The 18,607-nt window shown below is 67.4% G+C and carries 16 protein-coding genes and 1 tRNA gene; 10 read left to right on the top strand and 7 right to left on the bottom strand.

What is annotated here, in order from left to right; genetic code table 11:
• Positions 1 to 3 precede the first annotated feature (3 nt).
• The 4 genes from ACQKLX_RS13665 to ACQKLX_RS13650 all read right to left on the bottom strand — a co-directional run bounded on the left by ACQKLX_RS13665 (position 4) and on the right by ACQKLX_RS13650 (position 4,185).
• The gene (locus ACQKLX_RS13665; protein WP_427362109.1) at positions 4 to 900 is read right to left on the bottom strand and encodes a dihydrodipicolinate synthase family protein; all 897 of its coding nucleotides are present in this window, start codon (positions 898 to 900) and stop codon (positions 4 to 6) included.
• Positions 901 to 951: 51 nt separating this feature from the next.
• On the bottom strand, positions 952 to 1,770 hold the full coding sequence (locus tag ACQKLX_RS13660; protein ID WP_427362108.1) for a carbohydrate ABC transporter permease: 819 nt from the start codon (positions 1,768 to 1,770) through the stop codon (positions 952 to 954).
• Positions 1,770 to 2,699: a carbohydrate ABC transporter permease gene (locus tag ACQKLX_RS13655; RefSeq protein ID WP_427362107.1), complete on the bottom strand. Its 930-nt coding sequence runs from the start codon at positions 2,697 to 2,699 to the stop codon at positions 1,770 to 1,772. Before ACQKLX_RS13655 ends, ACQKLX_RS13660 begins: the two co-directional genes overlap by 1 nt.
• A 136-nt stretch (positions 2,700 to 2,835) precedes the next feature.
• Entirely contained in the window at positions 2,836 to 4,185 is a 1,350-nt protein-coding gene (locus tag ACQKLX_RS13650) for an ABC transporter substrate-binding protein (protein ID WP_427362106.1), read from the bottom strand.
• A 183-nt stretch (positions 4,186 to 4,368) separates the two neighbouring features.
• On the opposite strand from ACQKLX_RS13650, the gene ACQKLX_RS13645 reads away from it, so the two are divergent.
• The 3 genes from ACQKLX_RS13645 to ACQKLX_RS13635 are packed head-to-tail and all read left to right on the top strand — an operon-like array spanning position 4,369 to position 6,692.
• Positions 4,369 to 5,391, top strand: coding sequence for an aldo/keto reductase (locus ACQKLX_RS13645; RefSeq protein WP_427362105.1), 1,023 nt, complete (start codon positions 4,369 to 4,371; stop codon positions 5,389 to 5,391).
• Positions 5,392 to 5,395: 4 nt separating this feature from the next.
• Positions 5,396 to 6,235, top strand: coding sequence for an amidohydrolase family protein (locus ACQKLX_RS13640; RefSeq protein ID WP_427362104.1), 840 nt, complete (start codon positions 5,396 to 5,398; stop codon positions 6,233 to 6,235).
• A 1-nt stretch (position 6,236) separates the two neighbouring features.
• Entirely contained in the window at positions 6,237 to 6,692 is a 456-nt protein-coding gene (locus ACQKLX_RS13635; RefSeq protein WP_427362103.1) for an RbsD/FucU family protein, read from the top strand.
• A 12-nt stretch (positions 6,693 to 6,704) separates the two neighbouring features.
• On the opposite strand, the gene ACQKLX_RS13630 is transcribed toward ACQKLX_RS13635, so the two are convergent.
• The 3 genes from ACQKLX_RS13630 to ACQKLX_RS13620 form a co-directional block, all read right to left on the bottom strand.
• The gene (locus tag ACQKLX_RS13630) at positions 6,705 to 7,196 is read right to left on the bottom strand and encodes a DUF3617 domain-containing protein (RefSeq protein ID WP_427362102.1); all 492 of its coding nucleotides are present in this window, start codon (positions 7,194 to 7,196) and stop codon (positions 6,705 to 6,707) included.
• A 105-nt stretch (positions 7,197 to 7,301) separates the two neighbouring features.
• Positions 7,302 to 8,072 carry a class I SAM-dependent methyltransferase gene (locus tag ACQKLX_RS13625; protein WP_427362101.1) on the bottom strand — a complete coding sequence of 257 codons (771 nt, stop codon included), beginning with the start codon at positions 8,070 to 8,072 and terminating at the stop codon, positions 7,302 to 7,304.
• 97 nt (positions 8,073 to 8,169) lie between these two features.
• Positions 8,170 to 8,254 (bottom strand) — tRNA-Leu (locus ACQKLX_RS13620).
• A gap of 116 nt (positions 8,255 to 8,370) precedes the next feature.
• Between ACQKLX_RS13620 and ACQKLX_RS13615 the strand changes: the two genes are divergently transcribed.
• The 7 genes from ACQKLX_RS13615 (at position 8,371) to ACQKLX_RS13585 (ending at position 18,489) form a co-directional block, all read left to right on the top strand.
• The gene (locus ACQKLX_RS13615) at positions 8,371 to 8,982 is read left to right on the top strand and encodes a YqaA family protein (RefSeq protein WP_427362100.1); all 612 of its coding nucleotides are present in this window, start codon (positions 8,371 to 8,373) and stop codon (positions 8,980 to 8,982) included.
• An 8-nt stretch (positions 8,983 to 8,990) separates the two neighbouring features.
• Positions 8,991 to 9,521, top strand: coding sequence for a disulfide bond formation protein B (locus ACQKLX_RS13610; protein WP_427362099.1), 531 nt, complete (start codon positions 8,991 to 8,993; stop codon positions 9,519 to 9,521).
• Positions 9,522 to 9,924: 403 nt separating this feature from the next.
• Positions 9,925 to 10,650 carry a cellulose biosynthesis protein BcsN gene (bcsN, locus tag ACQKLX_RS13605; protein WP_427362098.1) on the top strand — a complete coding sequence of 242 codons (726 nt, stop codon included), beginning with the start codon at positions 9,925 to 9,927 and terminating at the stop codon, positions 10,648 to 10,650.
• A 21-nt stretch (positions 10,651 to 10,671) separates the two neighbouring features.
• Positions 10,672 to 12,855, top strand: a complete 2,184-nt coding sequence (bcsA, locus tag ACQKLX_RS13600; protein ID WP_427362097.1) for a UDP-forming cellulose synthase catalytic subunit — start codon at positions 10,672 to 10,674, stop codon at positions 12,853 to 12,855.
• Positions 12,852 to 15,305 carry a cellulose biosynthesis cyclic di-GMP-binding regulatory protein BcsB gene (locus tag ACQKLX_RS13595; RefSeq protein ID WP_427362096.1) on the top strand — a complete coding sequence of 818 codons (2,454 nt, stop codon included), beginning with the start codon at positions 12,852 to 12,854 and terminating at the stop codon, positions 15,303 to 15,305. The genes bcsA and ACQKLX_RS13595 overlap by 4 nt, the downstream gene beginning before the upstream one ends.
• Positions 15,302 to 16,321: a family 8 glycosyl hydrolase gene (locus ACQKLX_RS13590; protein ID WP_427362095.1), complete on the top strand. Its 1,020-nt coding sequence runs from the start codon at positions 15,302 to 15,304 to the stop codon at positions 16,319 to 16,321. Before ACQKLX_RS13595 ends, ACQKLX_RS13590 begins: the two co-directional genes overlap by 4 nt.
• Positions 16,312 to 18,489: a tetratricopeptide repeat protein gene (locus ACQKLX_RS13585; RefSeq protein ID WP_427362094.1), complete on the top strand. Its 2,178-nt coding sequence runs from the start codon at positions 16,312 to 16,314 to the stop codon at positions 18,487 to 18,489. Before ACQKLX_RS13590 ends, ACQKLX_RS13585 begins: the two co-directional genes overlap by 10 nt.
• Positions 18,490 to 18,607: the final 118 nt, after the last annotated feature.

The raw sequence follows: 18,607 nt of genomic DNA, 5'->3' as shown, positions 1-18,607 counted from the left end.
TCCTCAGGCAGCTTTCGCGCGGGTGATCCGGTCGAAGGCGGCGAACAGCGCCTTGCGCTGGCCTTCATCTAGCGCGACCAGCGGCGCCCGCATCGAGCCGTAGCCGACATCGCCATGGAGATGGCCGACCAGCGCCTTCACCGCCGGCAGCACCGGATAGGAGCAGATCTCGTCGACCAGCGCGTTCACCGTCGCATCCTCGGCGCCCTCGTAGACGATCGGGCGCAGCAGATGCGGCACGAGGTTGGCGGCACCGCAGATCGAGCCCTGCGCGCCGGCGCGGACGGCGCGGCCGAGCAGGCGCTCGTCGCCGACCAGGATGGCGAGCTCGCCATGCGCCTTCAGGAAAGCCTCGGTCGTCGGATAGTCGCAGGAGGAATCCTTGACGCCGGTGACGACGCCCGGGAATGCCTTCTTCAGCCGCTCGACCAGCCCGACCGAGATGTCGACCGCCGTCACCGAGGGGATGTGGTAGAGGATGGTGTTGCGGGCGGAAGCGCCGAGCTTCTCGAAGAACTGCGAGAACCAGGCATAGAGCCCCTCGTCGCCGACGCCCTTGAAGTAGAAGGGCGGCGCGACCAGCAGGCCCTTGGCGCCGATGTTGAGCGCCGTCTGCGCCTGGTCGACCGCCTCGTGCAGCGAGGCGGCGGCGACACCGGCATAGATTTGCCTGGCCGGGTCGATGCCGGCGCCGACCAAAGCGCCGAGCATGGCGGTGCGAGCCGGGGCACCAAGCGCTGCGCCCTCGCCGGTCGTGCCGAACAACGTGACGCTGTCGCAGCCGTTGGCGAGCACATGCCTGGCATGGTGGACGAGCCGCGGCAGATCGACGGCGCCGCCCTCCCGCATCGGCGTGGTGATGGCGCAGGAGAGGCCGAAGCGGTTGGGATTCAGAGCCATTGCGAAGCGTCTTTCCGTGAGATGTTCGGTTGGGAGATTTGGCAGGCGATGTCAGCCATCCTTGAGCCCTCCGGCGGAGAGGCCAGCGACGATCTCGCGCTGGGCGAGGACTGTCAGCAATAGGACGGGAAGCGTGACGAGCAGGGCGGCGGCCGCGAGCGGCCCCCAGGAGATCTGCTCGAAGGTCAGCGAATTGTAGACGGCCGAGGGCAGCGTGCGGCTCGCCTTGCCGCCGAGCACAACCGAGAAGATGAAGTTGTTCCAGGAGAAGATGAAGGCGAGGATGCCGCCGACGACGATGCCGGGTCGCGCTAAAGGCAGCGCGACATGACGGAAGGCCTGCCAGGTCGTGGCGCCGTCGATGCGGGCGGCGTCCTCCAGCTCCATCGGCACGTTTTCGAAGTATCCGATCATGATCCAGACGATGATCGGGATGGTGATGACGAGATGGGTGATCACTAGCGCGGTGATTGTGCCGACGAGGCCGGTGATCTGGAACAGCAGGAAGAGCGGGATCAGATAGGACAGCGCCGGCGTCATCCGCGCAACCAGGATCAGGATCGCAAACTTATGGGCCTTGCCGCGGGCGATGCCGTAGCCGGCGGGCACGCCGACGCCAAGACCGACCAACACGGCTCCGCCCGTCACCAGGATCGAATTCCAGAGGTAGAGCGCGAAATTGTTCTTCTCGAACACGTCGAGATAGTTGGCGAAGGTCGGCGGGCTCGGGATGAACACCGGCGGGAAGGCGGTGTTGTCGAGTTCGTTCTTCAGCGAGAGCGAGATCATCCAGAGGAAGACCAGCACCGCCGGCGAGACCAGCACGAAGACCGAGGCGTAGAAGCCGAATTTCGAGAGGAGCCGCTTCATCACGCGTTCCACTTCGACTTCTGGCGCGCATAGAGCAGCAGCAGCGACAGCATGATGATGATCACGAAGAAGATCACCACGACGGCGGAGGCGTAGCCGATCTTGTAGAACTGGAAGGCCTGCAGATAGAGGAAGATGTTGAGCGTCTCGGACGCTGTTCCCGGCCCGCCCTGGGTGATCACGAAGATCGTGTCGAAGGCCTTCAGCGCGTCGATGGTGCGGATCACGATCGCGACCATGATGAACGGCCAGACCAGCGGCAGCGTGATGTGTCGGAACATGTGCCAGGCATTGGCACCGTCGATCAGAGCGGACTCGTACGGCTCGCGCGGCAGCCCGGCCAATCCGCCGAGCACGATCAGCATGACCAAAGGCGTCCAATGCCAGACCTCGACCAGGATCAGCGTCGGGATCACGGTATTGGGCGAATAGACCCAGGCCTGCGGACCGATGCCGACGAGCGAGAGCAGGTAGTTCAACACGCCGAGTTGGGGATGGAACATCATCGTCCAGACCAGCGCCACCGCGACCGGCGTCGCCATCATCGGCATGACGAAGATGGTACGCAGCAGGCCGCGGAACGGGAATTCGCGATGGAAGACCAGCGCCGCCGCCGTGCCGAACAGGATCGGCAGCACGACCGCGAGCACCGTGTAGTAGAAGGTGTGCCCCATCGACTCGATGAAGCGCGGATCGCGCAGAAGCTCGACGAAGTTCTGCAGGCCGATAAATTCCTGCCCGCCGCCAATCTTCCAGTCCTGCGTGGACATGTAGAGCGTGAACAGCCAGGGGAAGACGATCACGCTGGCGATGATCAGCACCGCCGGCAGCGAGAACAGCCAATAGCGCGGCGTGAAATCCTGCGAATCCGCCGCAGGAGCTTGCGCCGGGGTCGTCAGGCTACTGGCTGGCAAGGTGGTGCTGGTCATTACTCGCTCTGGAAACTCACACCGTCATGCTCGCCCTTGTGGCGAGCATCCATGTCTTGAACACCGTCCTGGCCGCGGGAAGACGTGGATGGTCGGGACAAGCCCGACCATGACGCGTTCGGCGGCCAAGCTCGGCTCAACCCTGCTCGCTCTTGGCCAGCACCGGCGCGAAGGCTTCCGTCGCCTTCTTCAGCTCGGCCGCGACATCGGCGCCGCCGATCGCGTTGGTCAGCGCCACCCCGAAGACATCGCGGAACTCGGTGACCGGAACGATCTGCGGCAACGCGGCGCGGGCGATCTTGGCCGACTGCAGCAGGCAGTCGAAATACTGCTTGCCGAACTTCGACGCCTCGATCGTCGCCGTGTCGCTGTAAGCCGAGGAGCGGGCCGGAGCGCCGGCGCCGGCCTTGAGCATGGCGAGCTGCTGGGCCTTGTTGGTGATGAACTGGATGTAGAGCCAGGCCGCCTCCTTCTTGGCGGAGCCGCGCGAGATGCCGATGCCGTCGCCGAACATGCCGGCATGGTGCGCCTTCGGCCCGGGCGGGGTGACGCCATAGCCGACCTTGCCGACGATGCGCGACTTGCTGGGGTCTTCCAGCGGCGTCGCGAAACCGATGCCGTCGAGCCACATCGCGGCGCGGCCCTGCATGAAGGTGGTCTGGCACTCGTTCCAGTTGAAGCCGACCGAGCCGACCGGGCCGGTGTCCTTGTTGAGCTTCTTGTAGAGCTCGCCCGCCCAGATCGCCTCCGGGGTGTCGGTCAGGAGCTTGCCGTCGGCCGAGGTGGTCTCGACGCCCTGGCCGAGCAGCAGGCAGGCCCAGACCGGGACATTGGCGTTCTTCAGGCCGCGCGAAACGAAACCGGCGACGCCCTTGGCCGGGTCGTGCAGCTTGGCGGCGGCGACCGCCATCTCGTCCATGGTTTTGGGGTAAGCGACGCCCTTCGCGTCGAACAATTCCTTGTTGTAGTAGACCATCCAGTAGTCGACGAAATAGGGCAGCGTATCGAGCGCCCCGTCGGCCTGGCGGGCGTAGGCGACAGCGCCGGCGCCGAAATCCTCGAAATTGAAGTCGGGCGAGGTCAGCGAGGCGTCCTTGATCATCGGCGCGAGGTCGGCGAACCACTTGCCCTTGGCAGCCATGCGCTTCTGCACATGCAGCGAGATCGCGCTGACGTCGAAGCTCGGCTTGCCCGAGGCGAACTCGATCACCGCCTTCTGGCGCTGCTGCTGCTCCGGTACCTGCTCGGAGGAGACCTTGATGCCAGTGAGCTCGGTGAACTCCTTCTCGGCTGCCTGGAACAGGTCCGAACGCGGGTTCTTGACCAGCAGCACGTCGATCGACTGGCCGGAGAAGCGCTTCCAGTTGAAGGCGGCCTGGGCGCGCGCCTCGCGCAGCACCAGCGGCGAGGCGATGGCTCCGGTCGCGCCGAGCGCGGCAGCGCCGCGCAGCAGGCCACGCCGCGTCGGCTTCAAGATCTCGGTCATGGATGTCCTCCCCTGGACTGATGCGCGGCCGTTGCAGGCCGTCTTGATCCTGTTCCGGCAGGCGGGCTCAACACGACCCTCATCCACCGGAATGGAGCGCACGCTAGTCCGGAACGAAGGCGGTTGCAAGCTAACATGTTGACGTGCACATAGTGATGCAACGCGACCGGGTGCCCGCTTCCGATGACCACTTCCACGCTTCCCATCCGGCCGCTCGGCCGCTCAGGTCTTGAGGTCACGACGCTCGGTTTCGGCGGCGCGCCGCTCGGCGATCTCTATGCCCATCTCGACGAAGCCAGCGCGATCGCAACAGTCGAGGCGGCCCTCGCCTCCGGCATCAACCTGATCGACACCTCGCCGCTCTACGGACACGGCCTCTCCGAGCACCGGATCGGCGCGGCGCTGCGGCGCTCGGGACGCAAGGATGTCGCGATCTCGACCAAGGTCGGGCGCGTCGCCGAACCTTTCGCCGGGCGCGGGAACGGTTCAGGCTACCTCGGCGGCCTGCCGCACGGGCTGCGCTTCGACTATTCCCATGACGGCACCATGCGCTCGCTCGAACAATCGGCCCTGCGCCTCGGCGTCGACCGGATCGATGTCGTGCTAATCCACGACGTCGATGTCTGGACGCATGGACAGGGCACGATCGAGGCTCGCTTCGCGCAGGCCATGGACGGCGCCTATCGCGCGCTCGACAAGCTGCGCGCCGCCGGCGCCCTCAGGGCGATCGGCGTCGGCGTCAACGAGGCCGAGATGTGCGAGCGCTTCGCCCGCGCCGGCGATTTCGACACGATGCTGCTCGCCGGGCGCTATTCCCTGCTGGAGCAGCCGGGGCTCGCCTCCTTCATGCCGCTGGCAGCGAAGAAGGGTATCGGCCTGATGCTGGGCGGTGTCTTCAACTCCGGCATCCTCGCCACCGGCCCGGTTGCCGGTGCCAAATACAATTACCAGCCAGCCCCGCCCCAGATCCTCGCTCGCGTTGCGGCAATCGAAGCGGTCTGCACGCGGCATGGCGTGCCCTTGCGCCGCGCGGCGCTGCAATTCCCGCTCGGCCATCCTGCGGTGGCGTGCCTCGTCATGGGCGCGGTCAAGCCGGAGGAGGTCGCCGATCAGGTCGCCGAGCTCTCGGCACCCATTCCGGCAGCGCTCTGGACAGAGCTGAGGACCGAAGGCCTGCTCGGCGCCGATGTTCCGGTCCCGGTCTGACGCCATGCGCATCGACGCCCATCAGCATTTCTGGAGCCTCGCCCGCGGCGACTATGGCTGGCTGACACCGGCGCTGGGCGTGATCCATCGCGATTTCGGCCCCGCTGACCTCGCCCCTCTGCTTGCTGCGCACGGTATCGAGCGCACCATCCTGGTCCAGGCGGCACCGACCGAGGCCGAGACGGCCTATCTGCTCGACATCGCCGCGAAGACGCCCTTCGTCGCCGGCGTCGTCGGCTGGACCGATTTCGATGCGCACGATGCGGCAGAACGCATCGCGGTCCTGGCGAACGATCCGCTGCTCGTCGGCCTGCGGCCCATGGTCCAGGATATCGCGGGCGACAACTGGCTGGCGCGCCCCGAGTTGGCGCCGTGTTTCGAAGCGATGGCAGCACATGGCCTCGTCTTCGACGCACTGCTGAAGCCGCGCCATATCCCGGCGATGCTCACTGCGTTGGAGCGGCATCCCGAGCTTGCCTGCGTCATCGACCATGGCGCCAAGCCCGACCTCGTCATCGGCAACCTTGCCATCTGGCGCGACGGCATGAGCGCGCTCGCTGAGCACCCTCGCCTCACTTGCAAACTCTCCGGGCTGGTCACCGAAGCCGGCCCGGAATGGACGCCTGAGACGCTGAAGCCGGTCGTCGAGCACCTCCTCGCCAGCTTCGGCCCGGAGCGGTTGATCTTCGGCAGCGACTGGCCGGTTGTGACGCTGCGCGCCTCCTATGCGCAATGGTTCGAGGCCGCCGAAACGCTGCTAGCTGGCCTAACCGAAGCGCAGCGCGCTGCCGTCTTCGGCGGCAATGCGGCAAAACTCTACCTCTCGCAGCGCGGACGCCAGTGACATGCTCAGGAATATCGACCCGATCCTCTCCGCCGACCTGCTCTGGGTGCTCGCGGCGATGGGCCATGGCGACGACCTCGCGCTCGTCGACGCCAATCACCCGGCCGAGAAGATCGCCCGCGCGACCACGAGCGGCCGGCTGGTGCGCCTGCCCGGCCTCACCATGGCGCGGGCGGCGCGCGCCATCCTCTCGGTGCTGCCGATCGACGATTTCGAGCCCCGACCGGCACGGCGCATGCTGGTCGTCGGCGATGCCGCAGCGATCCCGGACGTGCAGACACAGGTACAGGCGGAACTCGACCGCGCACTCGGCCGAGCGGAACCGCTCGCCGGCATCGAACGCTTTGCCTTCTACGAAGCGGCCAAGCAGGCCTTCGCCGTGGTCCAGGTCGGCGACCCCCGCCCCTATGGCTGCTTCCTGTTCCGCAAGGGCGTGATCGCGGGCGAACAGGGCTGACTGGCTTGTCAGCTATTGCTTGGGAGCAGCCGCCCCCGGCATCGAGATCACCCTTCCGTCGGACAGGATGACGTCGCCGGGCTTCTGGCCCGGCCCGCAGTCGCCGACGCGCTTGGCCTCGACCACGAGCTTGCGCTCGACGGACCCCGCCTGGCCCGGCATGCCGGTGAGCGTGGTCACGCCCTCGGTGCGCACAGTCGCCTGGAAATCACCGGTGATGACGCTGTTGCCGACCGCCTTGATCTGGCCGACCGTGCACTCGGTCGCGACCGTATAGCCGGTACCGGACTTCTTCACCTCGACCTTGGAGCAGGCTCCGCCGGTCATCCCGCCCAACATGGCACGGTCGGTGCCCGGCCCGACGCACTGCTTGGCAACGGTCTCTCCCTCGGCACTCATCGACTTGGTTTCCCACAAGCCCGGCTTGCGCTGCGGAAGTTCCTGGGCGAAGGCCGGAATGGCCGCGAGAACGCTGGCTGCGACGGCGATGGCGATTGGCCTCATGCTGTGACTCCTCGGCTGTCCGTCCTGAACGATTCGGACGCAGACAGAGCCAGCGCGAAAGGCGATTTTAGGGCAGCGACCCGAACGAGGCGGCATGCCGCTCCGTTAGGCGCCGCCCTCTTTGCGGGCATCGAGCCAGACATGCTTGCGCCAGCTCCGCGGAAGCAGCCGGTCGCCGAGACCATGGCGCTCCTCCAGGCCGATCATGAAGCGCTGCCAGGCATTCTTGGTCTTGCGGCTCTCATAGGCGGCGTTCACGGCGAAGACCTCGACCGGCTCCAGCCCGAGCATGCCCGGAAGCGCCTGGAACTCCGACAGGGTGTATTCGCGATGGTGGCCGAGGAACGGGTTGCCGTCATGGAAGAAGGCAGGGAAATATTCGTGGACCGTCTTGCCGCGCAGCAGGCGCATCCGCATGTCGATGCGGGCGATATTGGGCGTCGACAGGCAGAGCCGGCCGCCCGGCACCAGCGCATCCACCATCGCGCTCAGCACCGGTTTCGGCGAATGGTCGAAATGCTCGATCGTCTCGAAGGCGACGGCGACGTCGAAGGTGGCGGACGGCAGCGGCGTCGCGAAGATATCCGAACGCTGGATTTCGATGCCGAGCTTGTCGAACAGCGCCAGCCGGCGCCTGACCTCGTCCGGGAAACCCGGCGTATCGTCGTCGGCATAGGGCAGGGTGTCGACCACCGTCACGGCGGTGCCGAGCGCATGCGCGACGACGAGATAGGCCGAGGTGCTTCCGCCGACATCGCAGAGCCGTCCGCCCGGATGCGCCGACAGCGCCGCGGCGACCTGCATGCGCGCGCTGATCGTGGACTGGTCACCAAGCAGGCGAAGGGCTTCGGCCACGGCCGCGCTGAAATCGGCCACCGGAATATTGCGGCGGCGCAGAATTCTCTCAACTGTGGGATGCATGGCGCTGACCGTTGAATCCGGCCGCTGCCGAATGGTGAAGACACGACCTGAATGGTGCCCCTGGCCGGGATCGAACCAGCACTCCTTGCGGAACTCGATTTTGAGTCGAGCGCGTCTACCAATTCCGCCACAGGGGCCCCTTTCGGGCGGGCGGACTATAGCGATCGGCAAGAGCCGGTCAATCTCGCGTGATCGCCTTTCCCCGCGGCATCGGCCCCATGGACGGAAGGCCCGGCGCCCGTTAAGGGGCGGCATGTTCGAACGCCTCTATCTCTGGACGCTCTCGCTCGCCGCGCGCCGCAGCGCACAGGCCTGGCTCGCCGTCGTCGCCTTCATCGAGAGCTCCTTCTTCCTGATCCCGGCCGACGTGCTGTTCGTGCCGATGGCGCTGGCCAAGCCCGAGCGGGCCTATCGCCTCGCGCTGATCGCGACCGTGTTCTCGACGCTGGGCGGCATCGCCGGCTACGCGCTCGGCTACTATGCCTTCGACGCGCTGGCGCGGCCGGTGCTCGCCTTCTACGGCAAGCTCGACGCCTTCGAGCAGTTGCGCGCCTGCGCCGGTCCCGACACCACCCTGCTCCTGCTGACCACCTCGGGCCTGGCGCATCTGCCGCCGATCAAGGTGGTGACGATCCTGGCCGGTGCCGTCCATATCGGGCTCGGCTTCTTCATCCTGTCCTGCATCCTGGCGCGCGGCGCCCGCTTCTTCGCCCTCGCCTTCCTGCTGCGCCGCTATGGCGAGACGATCCGGCACTTCATCGAGAAGCGGCTGAAGCTGATCGCGCTCGGCGGCGCGGCGCTGCTGATACTGCTCTATTTCGGCCTCAAGCTGCTGACAGGCTCGGGCCAGATGTTCTCCTGCTGAAGCACCCCATGACCGGCTCCGTCTCGCGCCTCCTCGCCGATCCCCGCCGCCTGATCGCCCTGATCGGGCTCGCGAGCCTGGCTCTCATCGCCGGCGCCTGGTTCTTCGAGCTGGTCCTGCATTTGCGACCCTGCAAGCTCTGCCTCGAGCAGCGCGCGCCGCATTACGCCGTGATCGGCCTCACCACGCTCGCCTTGCTCTTCGCCCGCTCGCGCCGGCTCCAGATCGCCGCGCTGATCGCTCTCGCCTTGCTGATGGCCTGGAGCACCGGGCTCGGCGTCTACCATTCCGGCGTGGAATGGGGTGTATTCGCCGGCCCTAACGACTGCGGCGGCACGCCTGCCCCCGCGGGCGCCGGCGTCCAGGACCTGATGAAGCAGTTGCAGACGACCCGCATCGTCTCCTGCACGGAGGCCGCCTGGCGCTTCCTCGGCCTCTCGCTCGCCGGCTGGAATGCGCTCGCCTCGCTCGCGCTGCTGGCCCTTGCGCTGCTGGGGCTGAAGAGCGCAGCGCAGCGCCCGGAATCCTCGCAAAACTAGATCGCCGAAGCACCCGCTGGCCGGCCGAGCCGAGCCACTGCGCAACCAGCCGCCATCATCGGCGGTTGGAATAATCGTGCGAATCATCTGTATTGCAGCAGAGAATCGGAGGCTCAGGCCGCATTGCCGATGCGCAGCGGACAGTAAGCTCGCGTTAACCTGTATTAATCGATGGTCAACATATGACGATGCCGATCAGACATCGACCGGCGCGCCAATGAACGTCGCAGGACAGGGTCCGGCCATACGTTCGGGACGATGCCATACGGCGCAGCGGCGCGCGGCGATATCTGTCGTGGCCGGTTGCCTGTGCCTGACAGTTGCAGGCTGCGGCGAACAGAGACTAGCCGATTCCGAACTGGTCACCGCCACCCGCTCGCTTTCCGTCGACCCGAGCCGGGCGATGATCGTCCTGCCTCCCGGCAGCCCGCCGGTGATCGGCGTCACCCAGCGCAGCTACGAGAACGCCGTGGCGCAGACGATCTCGCTGGCGACGCGTGGCCGCACACCCGGCGAGAATACGATCCAGGTCGCCTTCTTCACCGCGGCCGACCTGCCGGACAGCACCGGCGTCGAAGGCAACCTGCTCAAGCTGCCGGGGATCGACGACTTTGCGGTCGCGCAGGACATGGAAGAGCGCCTGCCCGGCGTCGCCATGTCGCCCTCGGCCGTCTTCGTCCAGAACAAATATGGTCCGTTCGGCTACGCCTTCGGCCGTGGACCAGGCGGAGAAGCCTGCCTTTATGCCTGGCAGCGCATCGCCGACGGCGACAGCATCTTCCGGCCGAAATCGGGGGCGGTCTCGGTCCGCATGCGCATCTGCGATCCCAAGGCGAGCGAAGCCGTGCTGCTGCGCCTCGCCTACGAGTATTCGCTCAACGCCTCGCTGCGGCGCAGCGGCTGGAACCCGGCCGGGAATGCGCCGGCCCCTGCGCCCGAGCTAGGCAAGGCCGGAGCGCCGATCTATCCGATGCTGCAGGCACCGGATGCTCCCGCGCCCCGGCGAGTTGCCCGGCCGCGGCCAGCGCGGGCCCCGCAGGCCGAAACCGATCGCTCCCACGACCCGCAGCCGGTTCCCGACAGGCCGCTGGAGGGATACCCGACCGTTCCACCGCCCCCAACGCCCTGAGGAAGCGAAGCGTCCGAGCCGATGCGAACCGCGAGTTACGTCATCTTCTGGGCTATCGCCACGGCAGTGGTCGTCGCGCTGATCACATTGCCGATCAGCCTGCAGGCGCACCTGATCGCCGGGACGATCGTGGTCGGGGCGATGATCCTGCTCAAGTTCCTGCGCCCCTATGGCGTCTGGCGGCTGATCGCGCTCGGCCTCGGGACGGCGATGGTGCTGCGCTATATCTACTGGCGCACGACGAGCACGCTGCCGCCGGTCAACCAACTCGAGGACTTCATCCCCGGCCTGATCCTCTATCTGGCCGAACTCTACAATATCGGCATGCTCTTCCTAAGCCTGTTCGTCGTGGCAATGCCGCTGCCGCGGCGCAAGAGCGCGCCGCCGATTCCCGCTGACGCCCCCGCGGTCGACGTCTTCGTGCCCTCCTACAACGAGGAACCTGAGCTGCTGGCGACGACGCTGTCGGCAGCGCTCGCCATGGACTATCCGGCTGGTCGCCTCACCGTCTATCTGCTCGACGACGGCGGCACCGACGAGAAGTGCAACGCCGACAACTTCGTCGCCGCCAGCGCGGCGCGGGAGCGCCGGGCAACCTTGCAGAAGCTCTGCGAGGGGCTCGGCTGCACCTATCTGACGCGCGAGCGCAACCTCAGCGCCAAGGCCGGCAATCTCAACAACGGCCTCGCCAATTCCAGCGGCGATCTCGTCGTCGTCTTCGACGCCGACCACGCGCCGGCCCGCAACTTCCTGACCGAGACCATCGGCTATTTCGCCGAGGACCCGAAGCTGTTCCTGGTGCAGACGCCGCACTTCTTCATCAATCCCGATCCGCTGGAGCGCAACCTCAAGACCTTCAAGGCGATGCCATCCGAGAACGAGATGTTCTACGGCATCATCCAGCGCGGTCTCGACAAGTGGAACGCCTCGTTCTTCTGCGGCTCAGCCGCCGTGCTGCGCCGCACCGCGCTGCAGACCACCAGCGGCTTCTCCGGCCGCAGCATCACGGAGGATGCCGAGACCGCGATCACCCTGCACGCCACCGGCTGGAACAGCATCTATGTCGACAAGCCGCTGATCGCCGGGCTCCAGCCCGCCACCTTCGCGAGCTTCATCGGCCAGCGCTCGCGCTGGGCGCAGGGCATGATGCAGATCCTGATCTACCACCGCCCGATGCTCAAAAGCGGCCTCTCGCTGCCGCAGCGCCTGTGCTACTCCTCCTCGGCCCTGTTCTGGCTGTTCCCGTTCGTGCGCCTGACCTTCCTGGTCGCGCCGCTCTGCTATCTCTTCTTCGGGCTGGAGATTTTCACCGCCTCGGGCGCCGAGTTCATCGCCTATGTCTTCAGCTACATGGCCGTGAACCTGATGATGCAGAACTACCTGTATGGCCGCTATCGCTGGCCATGGATCTCCGAGCTCTACGAATTCATCCAGTCGGTCTACCTGTTGCCGGCGGTGATCTCGGTCCTGATCAATCCCGGCAAGCCGACCTTCAAGGTCACCGCCAAGAGTGAAGAGCTCGGGACGCGGCGCATCTCCGAGCTCGGCCTGCCCTTCTTCATCATCTTCGCCGTGCTGGCGCTCGGCGTCGTCGCCACCTATTGGCGCACCATCGTCCAGCCCTACAATGCCGACACCACGCTGGTGGTCGGGCTGTGGAACATCCTCAACCTCTTGATGGCGGGCTGCGCGCTCGGCGTGGTCTCGGAGCGGCCGGAAGGGCGTGGCGCCCGGCGATTCCCGGTGAAGCGTCGCGGCGAGATCAGCATCGACGGCCGGACAGCACCCGTCATCACCGAGAATGTCTCCGTCGACGGCGTCGCCATCCGGGTCCTGTCCAAGGGCTTCGACAAACTGCCGGTCAACAGCCAGGGTGAGATTTCGTTCGAAACCTCGATCGCGATGCCGAGAGGGGCGCTCCCCGTCCGCATCGTCCGCCTCGCCGCGGACGAGAAGGGGCTGGTGCTCGGCTGCCGCTACGAACCGAGCGAGCCGCTGCACAGCCGCATCATCGCCGACCTCGCCTTCTCGGATGCCGGGATCTGGAGCAACTTCCAGAAGGCGCGACGCCAGAACATGGGCGTCGTCTACGGCACCCTGCGCTTCCTGCGCATCGCCGTGTTCCAGACCAGCCGCGGCCTGTCCTATTTCTTCGGCCTCTCCCGCTTCGCCCGCTCCAATCCTGCGCGGAGAGCAGCGGAATGAGGGCGCGTCTCCTTCCTATCCTCGCCGCAGCGGCGATCATCCCGCTCGGGAATCCGGGCTCCGGCTCCCGAGCGCAGGAGGCTCAGCCGACCCCGCCACGCGAGCCGGCGCCGTTCATGATCGCGCCGCCGGGTCAGCAACCGCCGGCCTCGCGTCCGGCCGAGCCCAGACCACTGACCGAGCCGGCGCCGGTTGCGCCGGCGGTTCCCGCCAGCTTCGCCTTCAAGCCGCTGCTGCCGGCCGCCCGCGTCACGCTCGAAGGCGAGAACGATAGCCGCAGCTGGGCCTTCTACCTGACCCAGGACGAGGCCAGCGCCGACCTCAATCTCGACCTCGCTTTCCAGAATGCGCTGGTGGTGATGCCCGAAGCCTCACGCCTGACGGTACGCATCAATGGCGAGCGCATCATGGAAGCGCCGATCGCTTCCTCCGACCGCCTGAAGCGGACCTCCACCGCAATCCGCAAAGGCCTGCTGAGGCCCGGCCAGAACACGATCCGCTTCGAAGCCGCGCAGCGCCACCGTACCGATTGCACTGTCGCCTCCACCTATGAATTGTGGACGCGCGTCGATGGCGCCGGCACGCGGCTCAGCTTCAGGAATCCGGCGCAGCAATCGCGCCTGCGCAGTATCGACGACCTGCCATCCGTCGGCGGTGACGAGACCGGGCAGACGACGATCCACATCGTCGCGCCCGGCGCGACCCGCGCCGTGGCGGCGAACAGTATCCTCGCGGTGGCGCAAGGCGTGGCGCTGCGCGGCCGCTACAGCCAGGCGGCGGTCCGGGTCTCCGAGCGTTTGCCGGAGCGTATCCGCCCCGGCGTACTGACCGTCCTGCTGGGTACGAGCAAGGAACTGCGCGAGCTCCTCGGCACGCTGCCGGCGGAGGCCGGAGCCGGCAGCTTCCTCGGCTTCGTCGCCAATCCCAAGCTCGGACCTGCCGCGCTGCTGGTCACCGGAGAGACCTGGCCGGACCTCGAGGCTATCGTCGCCAAGCTGCTGACCGGACCGGTCTTGCGGCCAACCAACATCAACCGCAAGACGATGGACACGTCGAGCTGGCACGTGCCCGAAGCGCCCTTCATCTCCAACAGCCAAGTGCTGCGTTTCTCGGAGCTCGGCGTGTCCACCCAGGAATCCTCCGGGCGGCGCATGCGCGTGCGTACCGTCATCGCCATGCCGGGGGATTTCTACGCCAACGCCTATGGCGAGGCGACGCTCTATCTCGACGGCGCCTATTCGGAGGAAGTCCTCCCCGGCGCCAGCCGAATCGAAATCTTCGTCAACGGCAATGTCGCGGCGACCGTGCCGCTCAACGCAGCCAGCGGCGGGCTATTCCAGCAAGCCCCGATTCCAATCCCGCTCCGGCATTTCCGGCCCGGGATCAACGAGATCTGGTTCGAGGCCGTCACGCTGGCGCGCTCCGACCTTGCCTGCGGACCGGGTGCGACCCTGCCCGGCAAGAACCGCTTCGCCCTGTTCGACACGACCGCGCTGGCGATCCCGGACTTCGCCAAGATCGGGGTGAGCCCGAACCTCGCCGCCGTGGCCGGCACCGGTTTCCCCTATTCGATCGCGGCGCATGTCGGCCTGATCATGGGCCGGCAGGACCTGCCCAATCTCGGCGCCGCCGCGACCCTGCTCGCAAGGCTGGCCCAACGCGCCGACCGGCCGCTCCCGGTCGACCTTCTCGGCAGCGCCGCCACCGTCGGCAACCGCCCTGCCCTGATCGTCGGCGCCGCCGGCCAATTGCCGGCCGGGCTGCTGCCGCGCGTCGGCATCGCCGACAACATCCGCAACACCTGGCCGCAGCGCGCGGACGCGGTCGTCGTCGTGCCGGAGACCGAAGGCACCGCAGTCTTCGACGCGGTTATCAACCGCTTCCAGGGCCGGCAGGTCACGCCCGAGGATTCCGGCGGCGCCGCGCCCACCACGGAGGCGATCCGCGACCGCTGGCGCGGCTCGCTCGGCGGCCCGCTCGCCCGCTACTTCATCGGCTTCGACCAATGGCTGCAGCGCACTTTCGACCTGTCCTTCGCACAGCTGCGCACCCCCTCGCGCGCGCCCTCGCTGTATGAACCCGCCGAAGGGGCCGAGCTGATCGCCGCCCAGGCAACCGACCCCGACACGCGCCAGGTCTGGACCGCCTTCGTGGTGCGCCAGGAGGAGGCTCTGGAGAAGAACATCGACAGGCTCGTAACCCCCGGCAACTGGGCCGGCATCGCCGGCAAGATCACGGCCTTCCGCAGCGGGCAGGACAATCACGTCATCTCGGCGGACAGCACATCCTTCGTCATGACTCGGGCATTCAGCCTCGCCAATATGCGCCTGGTCTTCGCCAACTGGATGTCGAGCAATATCGGCATCTACGCGCTGACGCTGCTGGCAGCCTGCATCGCCCTCGGGATCGGCACCTCGCTGATGCTCGGCCGCCTGGGGAGGCGTTCATGAAGCGCTTCGTCGCAACCCTGGCCGCAACCCTGTTCGGCTTCGCCTCCGGCGCGCAGGCGGCGCTTCCGGCCGGCGCCTGGGAACTCTACCGGCAGAAATTCGTCACGGCAGAAGGCCGCGTGGTCGACGACGCCAATGGCGGCATCAGCCATAGCGAGAGCCAGGGCTACGGGCTGCTGCTGGCCTGCCTCGCCGGCGACCGCGGCAGCTTCGCCAGCATCCTCTCCTTCACCCGGACCGAGCTCCTGATCCGCGACGACGGGCTCGCCGCCTGGCGCTGGGATCCGAAGGCAACGCCCCGCATCAGCGACATCAACAACGCAAGCGACGGCGACCTCCTGATCGCAGAAGCCCTCGCCTGTGCCGGGACGCGCTGGGGGATGCCGGCCTACACCACCGCGGCCCGCCAGATCGCCCGCTCGCTCGCCAAGGTCGCGCTGGTGAAGCGGGGCAGCGAGACCTGGCTGATGCCGGCGGCGAAGGGTTTTTCGGAGCAGGAGCGCCCGGACGGGCCGGTGGTCAACCCGTCCTACTGGGTGTTCGAAGCCTTCCCTATCCTGACGCGCCTCACCGGCGATCAGGGCTGGATGCAGGTCCAGGCGAGCGGCTTGAAGCTGCTCGACGACCTCGCCAGGAAAAAGATCCCCGCCGCCGACTGGCTCTCGCTCAAGGGCGAGCCGAAGCCGGCCGAAGGGTTCCCGCCGCAGTTCGGCTACAACGCGCTGCGCATCCCGCTCTACCTGCTGCGCGCCGGCCTCGCCGACAGGCAGCGCCTCGAGCCATTCCGGCAAGCCTGGGCCAATGGCACCGCCGTGATCGACGTGCCGAGCGGCAAGCCGGCCGAGCCGCTGCCCGACGCCGGCTATCGCATCCTGTCCGCAGCGATGGCCTGCGCGCTCGAGCGCACCCCGATCCCGGCCGAACTGAAGACCTTTCAGCCGACAGCCTATTACCCATCGACACTGCACCTGCTCGCCCTCTCGATGCTGAGCGAGAGGTATCCGCAATGCATGTGAAATCCGTGCTGATCGCCGTCGCGGCTTCCAGCGCCGCCTTCTACGGGCTGGGCCGCTATGGCCATGGCCTTCCTTGGCCCGAAGCGCCGGTGCCAGCCGTCCAGCAAGCGCAGGCCGAGACGCATCCCGATCCTGCCCAGCCGGCCCCGCCTGCGGCCGAGCAGGCCGAGACCGAACTGGCCCAGGTGCCGGCCGCGCCCGGACGCCCGGCGGCGCCAGGACAGCAGCAGAGGGTCGACGAGACGGCTCTGCGCTATTTCGCCAGCCAGGGCGACACACGCCGCTACGAGGCGGAGCTCGCCCGATTGCGCGCACTTTATCCGGAATGGAAGCCGCCGACGGATCTGACCTCGCCGCAACCGACCGGCGATCCCGAGCTGGAGCGGATCTGGAAACTGTTCGCCGAGGGCAAGTTCGGCGAGGCACGGGCCGCGATCGCCCAGCGCAGCAGCGCCGATCCGAACTGGCAGGTTCCAGCCGACCTCATCGCCCAGCTCGACCGGGCCGAGGCGGGCCAGCGCCTGGTGAACGCCTCGAACGCCAAGCAATGGGAGCAAGTGATCCGGATCGGCACCGAAACGCCGGCCCTGCTGACCTGCGCCAATGTCGACGCGCTTTGGCGCGTGGCCGAGGCCTTCGCCCAGACCGGCGCGCCGGAACGGGCCCGCGACGCCTATTCCTACGTGCTGACCAACTGCACCAATCCGGCCGAGCGGGTCGGGACGATGCAGAAGGCGCTCGCCACCTTGTCCGAAGCACAGCTCGGCCCGCTGCTGGCGCAAGAGCGGCAGAGCGAATTCTCAGGAATCCGCGACGAGATCGCCCGACGGCATGTCGGCAAGGCGGCTGACGATCCCACCTTAACAGCGACACCGGACGAGCTCCGCCGCATCGAGGCTCTCGCCAATGCGGCGACGACGCCGGACGATCCGATCCTGCTCGGCTTCTATTTCTTCCGCCATAACGACGCAGCCAAGGCCGTGACCTGGTTCCAGACCGCGCTCGCGCGCAATGGCGGCGCCAAGGCGGCGGAAGGGGCAGTGCTCGCGCTCGGCGCGCAGCAGAAATACCAGGAAGCCGAGACTCTCGGCGCGCAATGGCTGGAAGCCGGCCCGGCGAACAGAAAAGCCTATCTCGACGTCGCGACCGCGCTGATCGCGCAGGAGCCGGCGCCGCGGCTCGAACGCGCCGTGATCGAGCGCATCGCCAGGACGGTCGGCGTCGACCGCTACGCGCCGGGCGGCGCCGCCCTCGGCTGGTATGCTTATAATTCCGGGCAGATCGCCCCGGCCGAGACCTGGTTCGAGACCGCCCTCGCCTGGGATCGCAATTACGAGCCGGCCGCCTATGGCCTCGCCCTGGTGCATCAGCGCCTGCGCGACCAGGCGGGCTTGCGCGCCATCATCGCCGAATGGCGCAACCGCTCGCCGCGCATCGCCGATTTGCTGAATCCGAACCGCAGACATCCCCCAGCGCTGGAGCGGGAAACCCGACCGTTGCCGGAGACGCTCCCGATCGCGCGGACGGCCCCGATCCCCGAGCCCGCCGAGCGGGCGCCACGTCGCATCGTTCGGGCCGAGCCCGCACCGACGATGCGCTACGACGACGACATCCCCGCCGCGGCGGTGACGCGCCGCCCAGTGGTCGAACGGCCGCGAAGCGGCTCCTGCGGCTCGGGTACAGGCGGGGCGGCGGCGCTGCAGCGCGGCTGGTGCCTGCTCAACCTGAAACGGCCGGCAGCTGCGGCCGAGGCCTTCGACGCCGCGCAGCGCAGCGGCAACGCCCAGGTCGCCGCCGACGCCGCCGCAGGCAAGGCCTATGCGAAGCTTCAGCAGGGGCTGGCGGGCGAAGCCAGCGCCGCTGCCGCCAGTGCCAACCTGCCCCCGGCGCGCCGCAAGGAGCTTCAGAGCCTGCTGCTCTCCGAGCGCTTCTATGCCCAGTACGATGCCAAGGACTACAATGGTGCGCTGATCACGCTCGGCGAGCGGGCGCGATATGCCTCCGAGAGCACCGACCTGATGCTGATGCGCGGCTGGTCCTATTTCAATCTAGGCCGCTTCGACGACGCCGCGCAGGTCTTCCAGGCGCTCTACCGGGCCAATGGCTCGCCACAGGCGATGTCCGGCCTGACCGCGATCCGCGACATCACCCAGCGGAATCGCTACTGAGAGGCGCAGCGACAACGCCGTTCGCCATAACCACACGGAATACGCCATCCCAGATTTCGACTTGGACAGACTGGGATCACCGTCCCCACTATCGCTCCAACAAGGAACGAGGGGACGA

The sequence above is a fragment of the Allobosea sp. NPDC003192 genome (genome assembly GCF_050275675.1).
In the GTDB taxonomy this organism is placed as follows: Bacteria; Pseudomonadota; Alphaproteobacteria; order Rhizobiales; family Beijerinckiaceae; genus Allobosea.
The sequence above is the reverse complement of the archived record's forward strand: the minus strand, read 5'-3'. Positions and strand labels throughout refer to the sequence as shown.